The sequence below is a fragment of the Caulobacter segnis genome (assembly GCF_019931575.1).
In the GTDB taxonomy this organism is placed as follows: Bacteria; Pseudomonadota; Alphaproteobacteria; order Caulobacterales; family Caulobacteraceae; genus Caulobacter; species Caulobacter segnis_C.
In genome coordinates this window covers 2,079,317-2,094,310 of sequence record NZ_CP082923.1, presented here as the reverse complement: position 1 = coordinate 2,094,310, position 14,994 = coordinate 2,079,317, and the positions used below count along the sequence as shown (strand labels likewise).

The 14,994-nt window shown below is 67.2% G+C and carries 18 protein-coding genes, 1 tRNA gene and 1 pseudogene; 4 read left to right on the top strand and 16 right to left on the bottom strand.

From position 1 onward, the window contains the following. Positions 1 to 316 precede the first annotated feature (316 nt). The 3 genes and pseudogenes from K8940_RS23945 to K8940_RS09790 all read right to left on the bottom strand — a co-directional run. Positions 317 to 396 (bottom strand): annotated as a pseudogene (locus tag K8940_RS23945) (hypothetical protein); the annotation flags it as partial. A gap of 51 nt (positions 397 to 447) precedes the next feature. Further along, the gene (locus K8940_RS09795) at positions 448 to 1,950 is read right to left on the bottom strand and encodes an alkaline phosphatase (RefSeq protein WP_223395137.1); all 1,503 of its coding nucleotides are present in this window, start codon (positions 1,948 to 1,950) and stop codon (positions 448 to 450) included. Positions 1,951 to 2,047: 97 nt separating this feature from the next. Further along, positions 2,048 to 3,079 (bottom strand): COX15/CtaA family protein, encoded by a 1,032-nt coding sequence (locus K8940_RS09790; RefSeq protein WP_223395135.1) that lies wholly within the window; start codon positions 3,077 to 3,079, stop codon positions 2,048 to 2,050. Between the two features lie 145 nt (positions 3,080 to 3,224). On the opposite strand from K8940_RS09790, the gene K8940_RS09785 reads away from it, so the two are divergent. Together K8940_RS09785 and K8940_RS09780 are read left to right on the top strand one after the other, a co-directional pair. Further along, on the top strand, positions 3,225 to 3,476 hold the full coding sequence (locus tag K8940_RS09785) for a GlsB/YeaQ/YmgE family stress response membrane protein (RefSeq protein WP_223395133.1): 252 nt from the start codon (positions 3,225 to 3,227) through the stop codon (positions 3,474 to 3,476). Next, positions 3,473 to 3,709, top strand: a complete 237-nt coding sequence (locus K8940_RS09780) for a DUF2842 domain-containing protein (RefSeq protein WP_223395131.1) — start codon at positions 3,473 to 3,475, stop codon at positions 3,707 to 3,709. Before K8940_RS09785 ends, K8940_RS09780 begins: the two co-directional genes overlap by 4 nt. A gap of 59 nt (positions 3,710 to 3,768) precedes the next feature. On the opposite strand, the gene K8940_RS09775 is transcribed toward K8940_RS09780, so the two are convergent. From K8940_RS09775 to K8940_RS09745, 7 genes are all read right to left on the bottom strand, one after another. After that, positions 3,769 to 3,845 (bottom strand) — tRNA-Pro (locus K8940_RS09775). A gap of 112 nt (positions 3,846 to 3,957) precedes the next feature. Beyond that, positions 3,958 to 4,383, bottom strand: coding sequence for a MerR family transcriptional regulator (locus tag K8940_RS09770; RefSeq protein ID WP_223395129.1), 426 nt, complete (start codon positions 4,381 to 4,383; stop codon positions 3,958 to 3,960). Between the two features lie 12 nt (positions 4,384 to 4,395). Then, positions 4,396 to 4,698: an integration host factor subunit alpha gene (locus tag K8940_RS09765; protein WP_223395127.1), complete on the bottom strand. Its 303-nt coding sequence runs from the start codon at positions 4,696 to 4,698 to the stop codon at positions 4,396 to 4,398. A gap of 209 nt (positions 4,699 to 4,907) precedes the next feature. After that, entirely contained in the window at positions 4,908 to 5,885 is a 978-nt protein-coding gene (locus K8940_RS09760; RefSeq protein ID WP_223395125.1) for a beta-ketoacyl-ACP synthase III, read from the bottom strand. Continuing rightward, positions 5,882 to 6,952: a phosphate acyltransferase PlsX gene (gene plsX, locus K8940_RS09755; protein ID WP_223395123.1), complete on the bottom strand. Its 1,071-nt coding sequence runs from the start codon at positions 6,950 to 6,952 to the stop codon at positions 5,882 to 5,884. Before plsX ends, K8940_RS09760 begins: the two co-directional genes overlap by 4 nt. Before the next feature lie 102 nt (positions 6,953 to 7,054). Then, complete coding sequence (locus K8940_RS09750; RefSeq protein ID WP_223395121.1) at positions 7,055 to 7,588, bottom strand: YceD family protein; 534 nt, start codon at positions 7,586 to 7,588, stop codon at positions 7,055 to 7,057. Beyond that, positions 7,573 to 8,103 (bottom strand): ubiquinol-cytochrome C chaperone family protein, encoded by a 531-nt coding sequence (locus tag K8940_RS09745; protein WP_223395119.1) that lies wholly within the window; start codon positions 8,101 to 8,103, stop codon positions 7,573 to 7,575. The genes K8940_RS09750 and K8940_RS09745 overlap by 16 nt, the downstream gene beginning before the upstream one ends. Positions 8,104 to 8,223: 120 nt before the next feature. Between K8940_RS09745 and K8940_RS09740 the strand changes: the two genes are divergently transcribed. Both K8940_RS09740 and K8940_RS09735 read left to right on the top strand, forming a co-directional pair. After that, a complete protein-coding gene (locus K8940_RS09740; protein WP_223395117.1) occupies positions 8,224 to 8,709 on the top strand; it encodes an outer membrane protein assembly factor BamE in 486 nt (161 codons plus the stop codon). Between the two features lie 261 nt (positions 8,710 to 8,970). Then, complete coding sequence (locus K8940_RS09735) at positions 8,971 to 9,513, top strand: response regulator (protein WP_223395115.1); 543 nt, start codon at positions 8,971 to 8,973, stop codon at positions 9,511 to 9,513. Positions 9,514 to 9,603: 90 nt separating this feature from the next. Here the strand turns inward: K8940_RS09735 and K8940_RS09730 are convergent, their stop codons facing one another. From K8940_RS09730 to nrdR, 6 genes are all read right to left on the bottom strand, one after another. Continuing rightward, complete coding sequence (locus tag K8940_RS09730; protein WP_223395113.1) at positions 9,604 to 11,742, bottom strand: sodium-translocating pyrophosphatase; 2,139 nt, start codon at positions 11,740 to 11,742, stop codon at positions 9,604 to 9,606. Between the two features lie 246 nt (positions 11,743 to 11,988). After that, on the bottom strand, positions 11,989 to 12,480 hold the full coding sequence (locus K8940_RS09725; protein WP_223395111.1) for a hypothetical protein: 492 nt from the start codon (positions 12,478 to 12,480) through the stop codon (positions 11,989 to 11,991). A gap of 44 nt (positions 12,481 to 12,524) precedes the next feature. Beyond that, positions 12,525 to 13,583 (bottom strand): thiamine-phosphate kinase, encoded by a 1,059-nt coding sequence (gene thiL, locus K8940_RS09720; RefSeq protein ID WP_223395109.1) that lies wholly within the window; start codon positions 13,581 to 13,583, stop codon positions 12,525 to 12,527. Beyond that, positions 13,543 to 13,992, bottom strand: a complete 450-nt coding sequence (nusB, locus tag K8940_RS09715; protein ID WP_223395107.1) for a transcription antitermination factor NusB — start codon at positions 13,990 to 13,992, stop codon at positions 13,543 to 13,545. The genes thiL and nusB overlap by 41 nt, the downstream gene beginning before the upstream one ends. Then, positions 13,989 to 14,453, bottom strand: a complete 465-nt coding sequence (gene ribH / locus K8940_RS09710; protein ID WP_223395105.1) for a 6,7-dimethyl-8-ribityllumazine synthase — start codon at positions 14,451 to 14,453, stop codon at positions 13,989 to 13,991. The genes nusB and ribH overlap by 4 nt, the downstream gene beginning before the upstream one ends. 64 nt (positions 14,454 to 14,517) lie before the next feature. Then, positions 14,518 to 14,991: a transcriptional regulator NrdR gene (nrdR, locus tag K8940_RS09705; protein ID WP_223395103.1), complete on the bottom strand. Its 474-nt coding sequence runs from the start codon at positions 14,989 to 14,991 to the stop codon at positions 14,518 to 14,520. Positions 14,992 to 14,994: the final 3 nt, after the last annotated feature.

The window sequence follows — 14,994 nt, the reverse complement described above, 5'->3', positions numbered from 1 at the left end:
TTCAGCCCGGACCTGTCGCGGTCGCCGAAGTCTTCGCCGCCAGCCTTTCGTCCCGATGTTTCAGGGAGCCCGTGCTGGATCCGTCGCGAAGACGCCTTCCCGAAGGAAGACCGGCGAGCGCTTCCCGCTCGACCACCCCTGACAGCCGTCACGATCGCCGGCCGGACGTCCCTTTCAAGCCATCAGGTGAGAAGCAGTATGGGGGCGGTTCTGAACGCGGATCATTCAGCGGCGTCTAAAATCGACAAGCGATTGATTTCGCGGGAGTCGATCTCGCGAATTCCGAGGACAGAGCGCGCTCAATCCCCGTACTCGCCCCCTCCGCGCTAGCGCGCTCCTCCCCCGGAGGGGGAAGAAGGACGGCGCGCGCACCTTCCGCCCCCTTTGGGGGCGGACGACCGCGAAGCGGTCAGGTGGGGGCCTGCGGCGCCGGCCGCCCTAGAACGATCAGCGATTCTTCACTGCCTTGCCGTCGAAGCCGAAGGCGTGGCGCATGACCTGGAAGATGTAGCTCTCCTCGACCACGCCGCGCAGCAGGAAGGCCTGCGGACCGTCGGCGAACACGCCCACGTCCTCGCCCGAGTGGGCGGCGCTGGGCAGGTTCACGGTCGCTTCCTGGTGATAGTCGCTGTCGTCCAGGTCCTCCTTGGCCGGGTCGACGCGGGTGTCGTTACCCAGCGGGCCGCCGGGGCCGGTGGCGAACATCAGGGTCGTGTAGGGCTTGCCGTCGCCGCCGAGGATGGGCTCGCCCTCGTTGCCCGCCAGCCCCAGGATCGGCGCGTTGCGGGCGGCGTAGCCCGAGATCACCAGGCCGTGGCTGTGGTCGGCGGTGACGACGACCAGGGTGTCCTTCAGGTCGACCTTGGCCAGCACGGCCTCGATCGCCTTGGAGAATTCCACGGTCTCGGTCAGCGTCCGCTTGGCGTTGCCCAGATGGCTGCCCATGTCGATCTTGCCGCCCTCGACCAGCAGGAAATAGCCGTTCGGGTTCCTGGACAGCACGTCGATGGCCGACAGGGCCATCTCCGCCAAGGTCGGGACGCCCTGCCCCAGCACCGGTCGCTCGACCTCGTACGGCAGGTGTTCGGCGGCGAACAGGCCCAGCACATGCCTGGTGCTGGCCGGCATCGCCTTCAACTGGTCGACGGTGGTGACGTAGGACGAGCCCGCCCCTTCGGCCTTCAGCCACTCGGCGGTCAGGTCGCGGCCGTCGGCGCGCTTACCGTCCTTGTCCTCGGGCAGGAAGCGCGAGCGGCCGCCGCCCATGACGACGTCCAGGCGAAGGGCGTCGGGCGCCTCGATCAGCTGGCGGGCGATGTCCTTGCAGCCGCCTTCCAGAGCCTCGACCGGCATGTCGCTGTCGCCTTCCCAGTCGCGATAGGCGGTATGGGCGTAGGCGCCGGCGGGCGTGGCGTGGGTGACACGGGTGGTGGTGACGACGCCGGCCGCGCGGCCGTTGGCCTTGGCCAGCTCGGCCAGGCTCTCGACGCTGTGACCCTTCTCGGTCTCGCACTTCTCGCCGATCGCCGCGCCGGTCAGGCCGATGATCTTGTTGCGGGTCTTCACGCCGCTCATGATCGCCGTGATGCCGGCGGCGCTGTCGGTGACCTGGGTGTCGTGGCTGTAGGTCTTGGACAGCGCCGAATAGGCCAGCTTCTCGAAGGCCAGCGAGTTCGATTCGCCGTCCACGCCCTTCAGCTGGCCGTCATAGATGCGGCCGGCCGTGACCGTCGAAATGCCCATGCCGTCGCCCAGGAACAGAATGACGTTCCGGGCCTTGCCCGTGTTCGGAACCACGGCGATCTGCCGCGCCAGGGCGGCCTCGCCGGCCTTGTAGTAGGGGTCGCTGGCGCTGGCCGAGACAGGCGCCTGGGCCAGGACCATGCTGGGAAGGGCGATGGCGGGAACGGCGACGGACGCGACGAGGGCGAGAACAAGGGGGCGGATCAAGGCCAAGCTCCATGAGGAATCGGCCCCGTTTGCGCCCGGCATGTGACAGTTGTTCCGGCCCCTTGTTACAGCCTCCGGAAAATCGGCCTCGCGAAAGTCAGGGCCGGCGGACGCGCCAGGCGAAGACCGTGGCCGTGGCCAGCAGCAACGCCGCGCCGGCCTGGTGCAGCACGCCCAGGGCGATCGGCACGCCGGCCATCAGCGTCCAGATCCCGAGACCCGCCTGCAGGGTCACGACAACCGTCACCGCCAGCGCCGCGCCCTTGCTGCCGGCCGCCAGCGGCCGATCGCGGCGCGCCAGGACGCCGATGGCGATCCCGGCCGCGAACAGGACGTAGGCGACCAGGCGGTGATGCAGCTGCACCGCGCCCTGGCTGTGGGCCAGCGTGCCCCACAAGCCCTTGCCGACATAGTCGGCGGGGAAGAACGCGCCGTTCATCAGCGGCCAGTCGTTGTAGACGAGGCCCGCGTCGTTGCCGGCCACCAGCGCGCCCAGCAGGCTCTGGAAGAACACCGCCCCCAGGAAGGCCAGCGCCCAGCCGCGCCAGGCCGAGCGTTCCGCAACGCGCGGCGAGCCGTTCCAGGCGTCAAGGGCCGTCCAGATCAGGACGACGAACAAGGCCAGGGCCAGGCCCAGATGGATCATCAGCCGCTCGGGCGCGACCGACACGCGTTCGGACAGGCCGCTGGACACCATCCACCAGCCCACCAGGCCCTGCAAACCGCCCAGGCCCAGCATGACGGCGCACCGCCAGATCAGGCGGCGCGGGATGTCGCGACGAATCAGGAAGACGACGAACGGGATGGCGAACACCACGCCCACCGTCCGCCCCAGCAAGCGGTGCGCCCACTCCCACCAGAAGATGCCCTTGTACCCGTCCAGGGTCATGTCGGGGTTCACCAGCTGGTACTGGGGGATCTTCTTGTAGAGCTCGAAGCTCTCGCGCCAGGCCTGTTCCGACATCGGCGGCAGCGCACCCATGATCGGTTTCCACTGGGTGATCGAGAGGCCCGAATCCGTCAGGCGGGTCGCCCCGCCGACCACGACCATGGCGAACACCATGGCGGCGACGATGAAGAGCCAGATCGCGACGGCGCGCGAACGGTCGGAACGCAGGAAAGACGTCATAGGATCGGAAAAGCGTCACTTATGGGCCGAAATGCGGCGTGACTTCCCTACGCCTGACGCTTACGCGCTTCAACGTCTCTGTGACCCGGCATGACGCCGAGCGTGCTTCATGTAAAACACGGGACGTCCGGAGGCTGAGGATACGATGAGCGGCATGGGCGTATTCGCGGCGGCGTTGATCGGCATCCTGGCCGGCTGGATCGCCGACCTGCTGCCGCCGCGCCGCCATTCGCTGTTCATCAAGCTCTTGATCGGCGTGATCGGCTCGTTCATCGGAGCGTTCGTCGCCTCGCGCATCGACCTGCATCTCGCCGGCTTCCTCGGCGAGCTGATCGTCTCCAGCGTTGGGGCCATCCTGTTCCTGGCCGTGCTCGGCCTCATCCGGAGACCCGCGTGAGCGCTCCTCTCATCCCGGCCCGCCTTCGCAAGCTGATCGGCTCGATCGGCGTGATGGCCGTCCTGTTCGCCTGGATCTGGGCCTTCACCAGTCTCTACGACCGCCTGCCGCAGAACCGCTTCGTGCACCTGATCTATTTCGTGGCGCTAGGCATGGGCTGGATCCTTCCGGTGATCCCGCTGATCTCGTGGATGGGCAAGGCCGACAAGCCGCTGAATGTCGGCGAGCGATAGGAATGAAAAAGGCCGCCCCGAAGGGCGGCCTTTCGTCTTCCGCTATTCCCAGAAGGAAATGGTCGGAGCGACAGGATTCGAACCTGCGACCCCTTGACCCCCAGTCAAGTGCGCTACCAGGCTGCGCCACGCTCCGACGCGGAAGGAGCGCCCTTATAGGGGCCGCTCCGGGGTTGGGCAACAGCGATTTCGGACGAAATTCAACAGAGCCAAGCGCCCGAAAGCGCGGGCGGTTTCGGCGTGTAACCCTAGCGCGCCAGAAGTCCGTCGAGACGTGATTTGATGGCCGTCAAGTCGTCCAGCGCGAAGGCCAGGCGGTCGCGCGCTTCACCGCCCAGTCGTCGGCCATGCGTGACGGGCGCTTCGTAATCGACGTCCAGATCGAGGCTGGCCGAGCCGTTCGAGCCGATGCCCGCGGCGATCACCTGGGCCAGGCCATGATCGCGGTGCAGCTTCTGCACGCCCTTGATGGTCAGGCCCTCGCTGTGCAGCAAGGTGCGGACGCCGTTCAGCACGGCCACGTCCTGCGGACGGTAGAAGCGTCGCCCGCCGGCCCGTTTCATCGGGCGGATGAAGGAGAACTTGGTTTCCCAGAAACGCAGGACGTGCTGCGGCACGCCCAGCTCGTCGGCTGCCTCGGAAATCGTGCGGAAGGCGTTCGGCCCCTTCGCCACCGCTTTGATTCCCTAGCCGCCCAGCGCGCGGTCGATTCGCGCCTTCATGACCTGGGAAGCGCGAAAGCCGATCACCCGGCGGGGCTCGATCTCGGCCGGCTCGCCGGTCTTGGGATTGCGCCCCATGCGGGCCCGCTTGGAACGGACCTGGAAGACGCCGAATCCGGAAAGCTTGACCGTCTCGCTGTTCTCAAGCGCCTCGGCCACGAGATCCAGGGTGCGCTCGACAAGCCCGGCGCAGTCCTGACGGGTCAGTCCGACCTCTTCATGAACCGCCTCGCACAGGTCGGCTCGGGTCAAAGTAGCGCCCTTCATGCAACCCCCTTCACGCGTATCTTGGCGGTCTGGAAGACCACCGACGATGGAGCACTCGCGGCGAACCCAGGCTGGATGCGACCGCCCTCAACTGGCCGCGCCCGAATTCACCGACGACCTCATGCCGCGATTATCGCATGAAGTCAAAGACTCAACGTCAGGAGTTCAAGCCCGGCGACAAGGCCGCGCAAGCTGCCTGAAGCCGCGCCCTAAAGGCGCAGAACGCAGGCGCCCCAGGTCAGACCGCCGCCCATGGCCTCGAGCAGCAACAGGTCGCCCTTCTTGATTCGACCGTCCTTGACGCCGTGAGCGAAGGCCAGCGGGATCGAGGCGGCCGACGTGTTGGCGTGGATGGCGACCGTCGAGATCACCTTCTCCTCGTCGATGCCGCAGCGATGGGCCACGCCCTGCAGGATGCGCTGGTTGGCCTGGTGCGGAATGAACCAGTCGACGTCCGCCACCGCGACGCCGGCCTTGGCGGCCGCCGCGTGGATGGCTTCGGAGATATTGACCACGGCGTGCTTGAAGACCTGGTTGCCCAGCATGCGCAGCTTGCCGACCGTGCCGGTCGTCGAGACGCCGCCGTCGACATAGAGCAGGTCCTGCTTGGTCCCGTCGGCGCGCAGGGCAAAGCCCAGCATCCCTTCGTCAGCCGTGGTCCCCTCGCCTTCCTTGGGCTCCAGCACCACCGCGCCGGCGCCGTCGCCGAACAGCACGCAGGTGCCGCGGTCGCTCCAGTCCATCAGGCGGGTCATGGTTTCGGCGCCGATGACCAGGGCGCACTTGGCGTGGCCGCGCGCGACGAAGCCGTCGGCGACGCTCAGAGCGTAGACGAAGCCCGAGCAGACGGCCTGGACGTCGAAGGCGATGCCCACCGGCGCGCCCAGCTTGCGCTGGACGATGGTGGCGACGGCGGGAAAGGTCAGGTCGGCCGTGGTGGTCGCCACGATGATCAGGTCGACGTCGGCGGCGGTCTTGCCGGCGGCGGCCAGGGCCTCCCGGGCGGCCTCGACGGCCAGATCCGAGACCGGCTGGTCGTCGGCGGCCTGATGGCGCTGGCGGATGCCGGTGCGCTCGACGATCCATTCGTCGCTGGTGTCAACGAACTTGGCCAGATCGTCGTTGGTCACGACCTTCGGCGGCAGATACGCACCGACGCCGGTCACTACGCTACGGGTCACGCTCACTCGGCCGCTCCCTGGTCCTGCCCCTGCCCCGAGGCTTCGTCCTTGGCCGCGGCGGCGGTCAGGCGCTTGAGATTTCTGTCGATCTCGGCGCGGAAATCGCTGCGCGCGAGATTGGTGGCGACCCGGATGGCCGAGGCGAAGCCGCCCGCGTCCGCGCCGCCGTGGCTCTTCACCACGATTCCATTCAGCCCCAGAAGCGGACCGCCATTCACCCGGCCCGGATCCAGCCGCTGGCGCATCTTCTTCAGCGCGCCCGAGGCGATCGCCGCGCCCAGCATGGCCAGGGGCGTGGAGGTCAGGGTTGACTTGATCTCGTTGGAGAAGAAGCGCGCCAGGCCCTCGGCGGTCTTCAGGGCCACATTGCCGGTGAAGCCGTCGGTGACCACCACGTCCACGGTGCCGTAGGCGATGTCGGTGCCCTCGACGAAGCCGTGATAGTCGAAATCGAGCTTGGTCTCGCGCAGGATGGCATGGGCCTCCCGCACGTCCTCATGCCCCTTCTGGTCTTCGGAGCCGACGTTCAGCAGACCCACGGTCGGGCGCTTGGAACCGTGCACGGCGTGGTGGAAGGCCGCGCCCATGATGGCGAACTCGACCAGCTGCTCGGCGTCGCTCTCGACATTGGCGCCGACGTCGAGCACCGCCGTGACCCCCTTCAGGGTCGGCCAGTTGGCGACGATGGCCGGGCGCTCGAGGTCGGCCCCCATGCGCAGGATCAGCTTGGAGATGGCCATCAGGGCGCCGGTGTTGCCGGCCGAGACGCAGGCGTGAGCCTCGTTCTCGCGCAGGGCCTCGATGGTGTTCCACATCGACGAGCCCTTGCCCCGGCGCATGGCCTGGGCGGGCTTGTCGTCCATGCCGATGGCCTTGTCGCAGTGACGGACCTCGCTGACGGCCTTGGCCGCGGGGTGCTTGGCCAGCTCCGCCTCGATCGCCGCGCCGTCGCCATGCAACAGGAACCGCACTCCGGGGAGAGCCTGGGCCGCCTGGGCGACGCCGGGCACGACGATGGAGGGGCCGTGGTCGCCGCCCATGGCGTCGACGGAGATGACTACGGATTGGGACACGTGGCGCTAAAAGCTCCGGCAGGCGGCATCCGCCGCCCTCAAGGCGGCGGACGATACATCCGCGTGAATATCACGCAAGCGGTCGAGTCGGAGGTCTTCGGCCTATTCGTCCGACGATTTCAGGCTCTTGAGGGCCGCGAACGGAGACAGTTCGACTGGTTCGGCGGGCTGGACGAACACCGCGCCCGGCTTGCGCGGAAACGGATCCAGCTCCAGGGCCAGGTGCTCGACCACATAGCCCGAGACGTCGATCTTCTCGCCTTCCAGCACGTCCGGCGGATCGTCGCCGTCGGGATCGGCTCCCAGGTCGCCGAACTCCTCCTGCGGGGCGTTCTGGCTGTTGGCCGGCAGGACCCTGAGGTCGAAGCGAGCGTCGATCGGCGTCTCGAAGTCGTCGGCCGTCGCGCTGCAGGTCTGGACCACGCGTGCGCGGAGCAGGCCCGACACCTCGGCGCCGTCCAGCCACGAGGTCAGGTAGACCTCGGCGCTCAGCGCTTCCAGGCTCACCAGGCCCAGCTGCTTGGCGATCGCCTTGCGCTGATCCGCGCTCGGCTCCAGCCGCAGTTTCACGGCGCCGCGGTCGACCTGGGCCAGCGGGATCTCGCAGGGCCAGGGGGCGGTCACGGGTTCGGCCACGTCACGTCTCCTTGCAGCAGGGCGTCCAGCGGCTGCTCCGCCAGCGCCGCGCGCGTCTTGATCACATAGGCGGTCAGGGCCGCCACATCACCCTCCCCGCGCCCTTCGAACGCGGTGCGGGCCAGGAAATCGGTCACGCCGGCCGTGTCGGGCAGGCCCGCGGCCGCTTCGTCATAGGCCTTCAGGCGGCCGTAGAAGGCGCCGGCCAGCTTCTTCATCTTCTTGCCGACCGAGGTGTCGGCCACGCCGATCTCGCGAAAGGCGTCGTCCAGGCCCTTCACGTAGGAATCGAACACCGCCTGCGAGGTTTCGGCCGCCGCCTCGCCCTGCCCCTTCAGCCGCTCGATCAGGAAAATGACGTGCAGGCTGAACAGCTCGAAGCGGCCTTCCATCGAGTCGCGGACGCCGAAGTCACGATAAAAGGTCGCGGACCGCGCCTGCCCGACGGCTCCAGCATAGAGCTTGGCCCCCGCCGCCTTGGCGGGCCTGGGCTTGAGCCACCGATCCAGAAACATGAAACGCCTCGATTTCGCCGCGACATCCCGCTAGACGCGGGGTCCGCTTTCACGCGGGCATTGAACTAAGCTCCCGCGGGCGATAGGTCAAAGTCTGCATTTTTCCGGTTCGGAGCCTCGATGTCTCGCCCCGCCGTTTTCGCCGCCGCCGTCCTTGGCCTGGCGATCGCCACGTCCGCCTGCACGCCGCTGACAAGCTATTCCGGCTTCCAGGCCATCGAGGCCAAGCCCGCCGACATGAAGGTCGGCGAGGACAGCAAGTCGACCCTGATGGAAAAGCTGGGTTCGCCGTCGGCGGTTTCGACCTTCGACAACAACACCTGGTACTACATCTCGCAGACCACCGACCGCGTGGCCTTCTACATGCCGCGCGTGATCAAGCGCGACGTCGTGGCCATCAAGTTCAATCCGGCCGACGAAAAAGTCGCCTCGGTGAACACCTACACGCTGAAGGACGGCAAGGTCATCGCCTACAACGGCCGTGAGACCCCGACGCGCGGCCGCGAGATGACCATCCTCGAACAGCTGCTGGGCAACGTTGGTCGCGGCGGCATGCTCCCGCAGGACGACGAGGCTCCGGGCCAGCGTCCAGGCGACCGCCGCTAGCCTTTCCGCGTCGACAATTCGACGCCCCAAGAGCCGTCCGCCGAAAGGCGGGCGGCTTTTTCGTGCGCCAAACCTCGACAGTCATCGCCCTACGACAACAGTAGAAAACGGGCAATTTACAGTAAATTTCAAATTGACCTTCTTGCGACTGACAGAATGTCGCACCCTAAACATTTCATAAACCCAAATTCGGTGAAATACATATCCCTGGTCATCCAAGTCACGGATGATCGAATTCACGATGACGGCGGGAGGCGCACTGTGGAGGGGATGAATCTTCGCGACGTAGCCATACTGCTCGTCGATGACAACGCGAACATGCGCAAGGTCGTGAGCCAGATCCTGAAGGCCGCCGGCGTGCGCAAGATCCGCGAGGCCAACGACGGCCTGGAGGCGCTGAAGATCTTTCAGGCGCAAGAGATCGACCTGATCTTCACCGACCTGATGATGCATCCGGTCGACGGCCTGGCGTTCATCCGCTGGATCCGCACCTCGACGGCCAGCCCCAACCCCTATGTGCCGGTGATCATGATGACCGGCCACGCCACCCAGCGCACGCTGAACGACGCCCGCATGGCCGGCGTCACCGAGTTCCTGGCCAAGCCGCTGACGGCGCGGGGGGTCATGCACCGCATCAACGAGGTGGTGAACAATCCTCGCCCGTTCGTGCGGGCCACCGAATATTTCGGGCCCTGCCGTCGCCGGAAGATCGACCACGACTTCCAGGGCGTCGAGCGCCGGGGCGCGCCGCAGGTCGAGATTCAGGACGCGCTGTCCGAAATGGACCTCGAGGACGTCTACTGAGACCTCGGGGTTCCGAAGGCAGCCGCCCTCAAGCAAGACGCCCCGGAGTCTCCTCCGGGGCGTCCGCTTTTCAGCGTGCGTCGTCCGAGATCAGACGCCGTGGGCCAGCACCGCCAGCAGCAGCAGGGCCACGATGTTGGTGATCTTGATCATCGGGTTCACGGCCGGGCCCGAGGTGTCCTTGTAGGGATCGCCGACGGTGTCGCCGGTGACGGCGGCCTTGTGGGTGTCGCCGCCCTTCTTGTGCAGGACGCCGTTCTTGTCGGTGAAGCCTTCCTCGATGACCTTCTTGGCGTTGTCCCAGGCGCCGCCGCCGCTGGTCATCGAGATGGCGACGAACAGGCCGGTGACGATCACGCCCATCAGCATAGCGCCGAGCGCCGCGAAGGCGTCGACCTTGCCGGCGATGGCGTTGATCACGAAGAACAGCACCACCGGCGAAACCACCGGCAGCAGGCTGGGCACGATCATCTCGCGGATGGCGGCCTTGGTCAGGATGTCCACGGCCTTGCCGTACTCGGGCTTAACCTCGCCGGTCATGATGCCCGGGTTCTCGCGGAACTGACGGCGCACCTCGGCAACGACCGACTCGGCCGCGCGGCCGACGGCCGTCATGGAAAGACCGCCGAACAGGAACGGCAGCAGGCCGCCGAACAGCAGGCCGACCACGACGTACGGGTTCGACAGGTCGAAGGTCACCGCGCCCATGCCGTCGAAGAAGCTGCCCGGCGTCGCATTGGCCGAGAAGAACTTCAGGTCCTCGGTATAGGCGGCGAACAGCACCAGGGCGCCCAGGCCGGCCGAACCGATGGCGTAGCCCTTGGTGACGGCCTTGGTGGTGTTGCCCACGGCGTCCAGGGCGTCGGTGGTGACGCGGACTTCCGGCGGCAGGCCCGCCATCTCGGCGATGCCGCCGGCGTTGTCGGTGACCGGACCGAAGGCGTCGAGAGCGACGATGAAGCCGGCCAGCGACAGCATGGTCGTGGTGGCGATGGCGATGCCGAACAGGCCCGCCAGATTATAGGTGACGACGATGCCGACGATGATGGTCAGGGCCGGCAGGGCCGTGGACTCCAGCGACATGGCCAGGCCCTGGATCACGTTGGTGCCGTGCCCCGAGACCGAAGCCTGGGCCACCGACTTCACCGGGCGGAAATTGGTGCCGGTGTAGTATTCGGTGATCAGCACGATCAGGGCGGTGACGGCCAGACCGGCCAGGCCGCAATAGAACAGGCTGTTGGCGTCGAAGGTCTTGGGGCCGACGGTGACGGCGGCCGGCACCAGCTGATGGATCACGTACCACACGGCCGGGATCGACAGGAGGCCGGTCACGATCAGGCCCTGGTACAGGGCGCCCATGATGTTCTGGTTCTTGCCCAGGCGGACAAAGAACGCGCCGACGATGGAGGTGACGATGCAGACCGCGCAGATGGCCAGCGGCAGCAGCATCATCGACGACACCGCTTCGGTGCCGCGGAAGAAGATCGCCGCCAGGACCATGGTGGCGACCGTTGTCACCGCATAGGTCTCGAACAGGTCGGCGGCCATGCCGGCGCAGTCGCCGACATTGTCGCCCACGTTGTCGGCGATGGTGGCGGCGTTGCGGGGGTCATCCTCGGGGATGCCCGCCTCGACCTTGCCCACCAGATCGCCGCCGACGTCGGCGCCCTTGGTGAAGATGCCGCCGCCCAGACGGGCGAAGATCGAGATCAGCGAAGCGCCGAAGCCCAGGGCCACCAGCGAGTCGACGACCACACGATCGGTGCCGGCGTGACCCGTCGACAGCAGCAGCGCGAAGTAGCCCGCCACGCCGATCAGGGCGAAGCCGGCCACCAGCATGCCGGTGACGGCGCCGGAGGTGAAGGCCATCGACAGGCCCTTGGCCAGGCTCTCCGACGACGCCTGAGCGGTGCGGACATTGGCCCGGACCGAGATCAGCATGCCCGCGAAGCCGGCCGCGCCCGACAGGATCGCGCCCAGGGCGAAGCCGACCGGCTGTTCCCAAGATTTGAAGAAGAACGCCAGAATGGCGATCACCACCACGCCGACGAGGCCAATCGTCGTGTACTGGCGGTTCAGATAGGCCTGGGCCCCTTCCTGGATCGCCGCGGCGATCTCCTGCATCCGTGCGTTGCCGGCCGAGGCCCGCATCAGACTGGCCGTCTGCACGGCGCCGTACAGCACCGCCAGAAGCCCGGCCCCGATGGCCAGATTAAGCCAAAGACTCATTAGGTTCTTCGCCCCTTCGCGCTTCAAATCACGAGGGGACGCCGGTCCCGTCGGCGGCGGAATGACGCAGGTCAAACCATCGCCCGGATCGACGGGCGGGCCTTTTGGCCTCGTACCCCCTCGACATGCTCCCTGGAAATGACGCTGAACAGCGTCATCCGAAAGAGACTGTCAGATGGCCGGGGGGCGCGCAACCCGTGTCGGCGCAAGCCTTTGCCGGGGCAAAGCTTGGCTATCCGGGCGGAATCAGGGGTTCAAAGGCCCCGAGTCGGCCGGCTCGGCCGCGCTCGGCTTGGGCGGCATCAGCTGCTGGCGAGGGATCTGCTTGACGATCTCCACCGAGGCGACCTTGCCCTTGCCGAACAGGGCGGCGCACTGGCCCATGACGAAACTGGTCAGGCGTGGGCCGTCGACTTCCTTCCAGGTGTCCTTCCGCGTGAAGGGAGTCTTGTAGGCGGCCCGGACGATCGCGTCGCGCAGCTCGGGCTCCTTGTCCTTGAAGGACTCGACCTCGGTGCCCAGGCTCAACTTCAAGGTCATGGCCACGAAGACGTAGTTGACGATCCGGCCGTTGTAGATGATCGGGATCGTCATGGAGCCCAGCTTGTAGGTGGGATCCAGCGCCTGCCCCTCGCCTTCCTTCTTCTCCTTCTTGGCGTTGGCCAGGGCGGGACCGGCCGCCAGGGTCAGGGCGGCGGCGAGCAGGAAGCGGCGCGAGGGCGTGCGAAGAGCGGTCATGGAAGCCTTCCATAACCGAGAGGCCTTGCGATTGGCCTAATCCGTCAGCCGTGCAGCCAGCCCAGGCGCGAGGGCGTAACGTCGCGGCCCTTGTAGTAGGCTGAGACCCCCTCGCCTTCCACGAACTCGCCGATCTCGCTGACCTTCACGCCCGCGGCGGCGGCGGCGACGCGGAAGTTCCAGGCCTCGCTGGGGTCGACGGCGCAGACGATCTCGTAGTCGTCGCCGCCCGAGGCCAGGGAGATGCGCCCCTCGACCTGCTCGGGCTGCTGGTCCAGCCAGGCCTGACCGCCGGGCGACAGCGGCAGGCGCTCCAGGTCGACGCGCACGCGGCAGCCGCTGGCCTTGGCGATGTGGGAGCTGTCGGCCAACAGGCCGTCGGAAACGTCGGCGGCGGCCTTGGCGTGGACGCGCATGGCCTCGCGCAGGGTCACGCGCGGCTCGGGCTGGCGATAGCGGCGCAGCATCGAGCCGTCGGCGTCGGCCACCTCGCCCCACTGGGCCAGCAGGCCCAGCCAGCCGTCGCCGATCGTGCCGGAGACCATCAGCCGGTCGCCAGGCTTGGCGCCGCGACGCAGGATCGCCCCGCCTTGCGGAACCCAGCCCAGGAAGGTCGCGGAAACCACCAGCGGCCCCGAGGTGGTGACGGTGTCGCCGCCCAGCAGGGAAATGTCGAAGGCCGCCCCGTCCTCGGCCAGGCCGCGCGCGAACGTCTCGCGCGAGGCGACGTCCGAACCCGAGGGCCAGCCGACGGCCAGGAAGTAGCCGTACGGTTCGGCGGCCTTGGCGGCCAGATCCGAGAGATTGGTGCGCAGCAGCTTGCGAGCGACGACGTCCAGCGCCTCGTCGGCCAGGAAATGCACGCCGGCGACCATGGCGTCCTTGGTGACGACCAGATCGTAGCCCGGGCGCGAGGGCAGAACCGCCGCGTCGTCCAGCAGGTCGAGCGCCGCCGGATCGCCACGCGTCAGCGGGCGCAGAAGGCGCGCGATATGGTCGAATTCCGTCGCGGGCGCTACCGCCGTCGGCGGAGCGTCGTCTTCAGCGAACCAGTCGTCTTCGTCAGTCTCGTGCATCACGGGCGATCGCGTCGAGGGCGCCATTGATGAAGCCTGACTCAGGACCTTCAAAAAAGGATTTAGCGATCTCGACATATTCGTTGATGACGACCTCGGTCGGAACGTCCGACCGATACATCAACTCGAAGGCCCCAGCGCGCAGCACGGCGCGGGCCGTGGCGTCCAGGCGCTCCAGGCGCCAGCCCGAGGCCAGGCGCTTGACGATGCCCTGGTCAACCTTGGCCTGGTTGGTCACCACGCCCTTGGCCAGTTCCGCGAAGAAGGTTTCGTCGGCCGCCGCCAGCTGCTCGCCTTCGACGTCGCGGTCAAAGCGGTGCTCGGAGAACTCGCGGATAACGGAATCGACGCCCGCGCCCGAGACCTCCATCTGGTAGAGGGCCTGCACGGCGGCGAGACGCGCCACCGAACGCGGTTGAATGCGGTTGCCGCTCATCGGCCCTGTCCCAACAATTGACGCTTCAGAGCGATGGTTTCCAGGCACGCCTTGGCGGCCGCGCCGCCGCGATCGCCTTCGTTGACCTTGGCGCGGGTCCAGGCCTGCGCCTCGTCGTCGACGGCCAGCACGCCGAAGCCGATCGGCAGGCGCTTGCCGACGCCCAGGTCCTGCAGGCCGCGCGCGGTCTCGTGGGCGACCAACTCGAAATGATAGGTTTCGCCGCGAATGACCACGCCGAGGGCGACGTAGCCGTCGTAGCGCACGCCCACCGGCTTGTGGCCGGCCTCCTCGGCCAGGGCGATGGCGGTCGGAATCTGCAGCGCGCTGGAGACCGTGATCACGTCGTATTCGGCGCCCTGGGCCTCGATCGCCTGGGCGGCTCCGCGCAGCAGTTCGTCGGAGATGCCCGAATGGTTTCGGCCCTCCACGATCAGCAGGCGGATGTTGTCGTCTACCATCTAGCTCGAATCTCCACGGCCACGCTCGCCGCGTAACCAAAAGCACACATCAGGGATTAACGAACTATAGCTCGTCTTCGCCGCTGTCGCTCAGGCCTTCTTCGCCCAGGAACTTCGCGAAGTCGCTCGTTTCCTTGAAATCCCGATAGACCGAGGCGTAGCGGACATAGGCCACGTCATCGAGCGATTTCAACGCCTTCATGACCATTTCACCCACCGTCGAGGACGGAAGCTCGGTTTCGCCCATGCTTTCCAGCTGCCGGACGATGCCGTTGATCATCCGCTCGACGCGCTCAGCCTCGACCGGGCGCTTCTGGGTGGCCAGGGCGATCGAGCGGACCAGCTTGTCGCGGTCGAACGGCGAACGCCGGCCCGACCGCTTCAGGATGATCAGCTCGCGCAACTGGACCCGTTCGAAGGTGGTGAAGCGACCGCCGCACTCCGGGCACATCCGGCGGCGACGAATGGCCGCACCGTCTTCCGACGGGCGGCTGTCCTTGACCTGGCTTTCGGCGTGTCCGCAGAAGGGGCAGCGCATGAT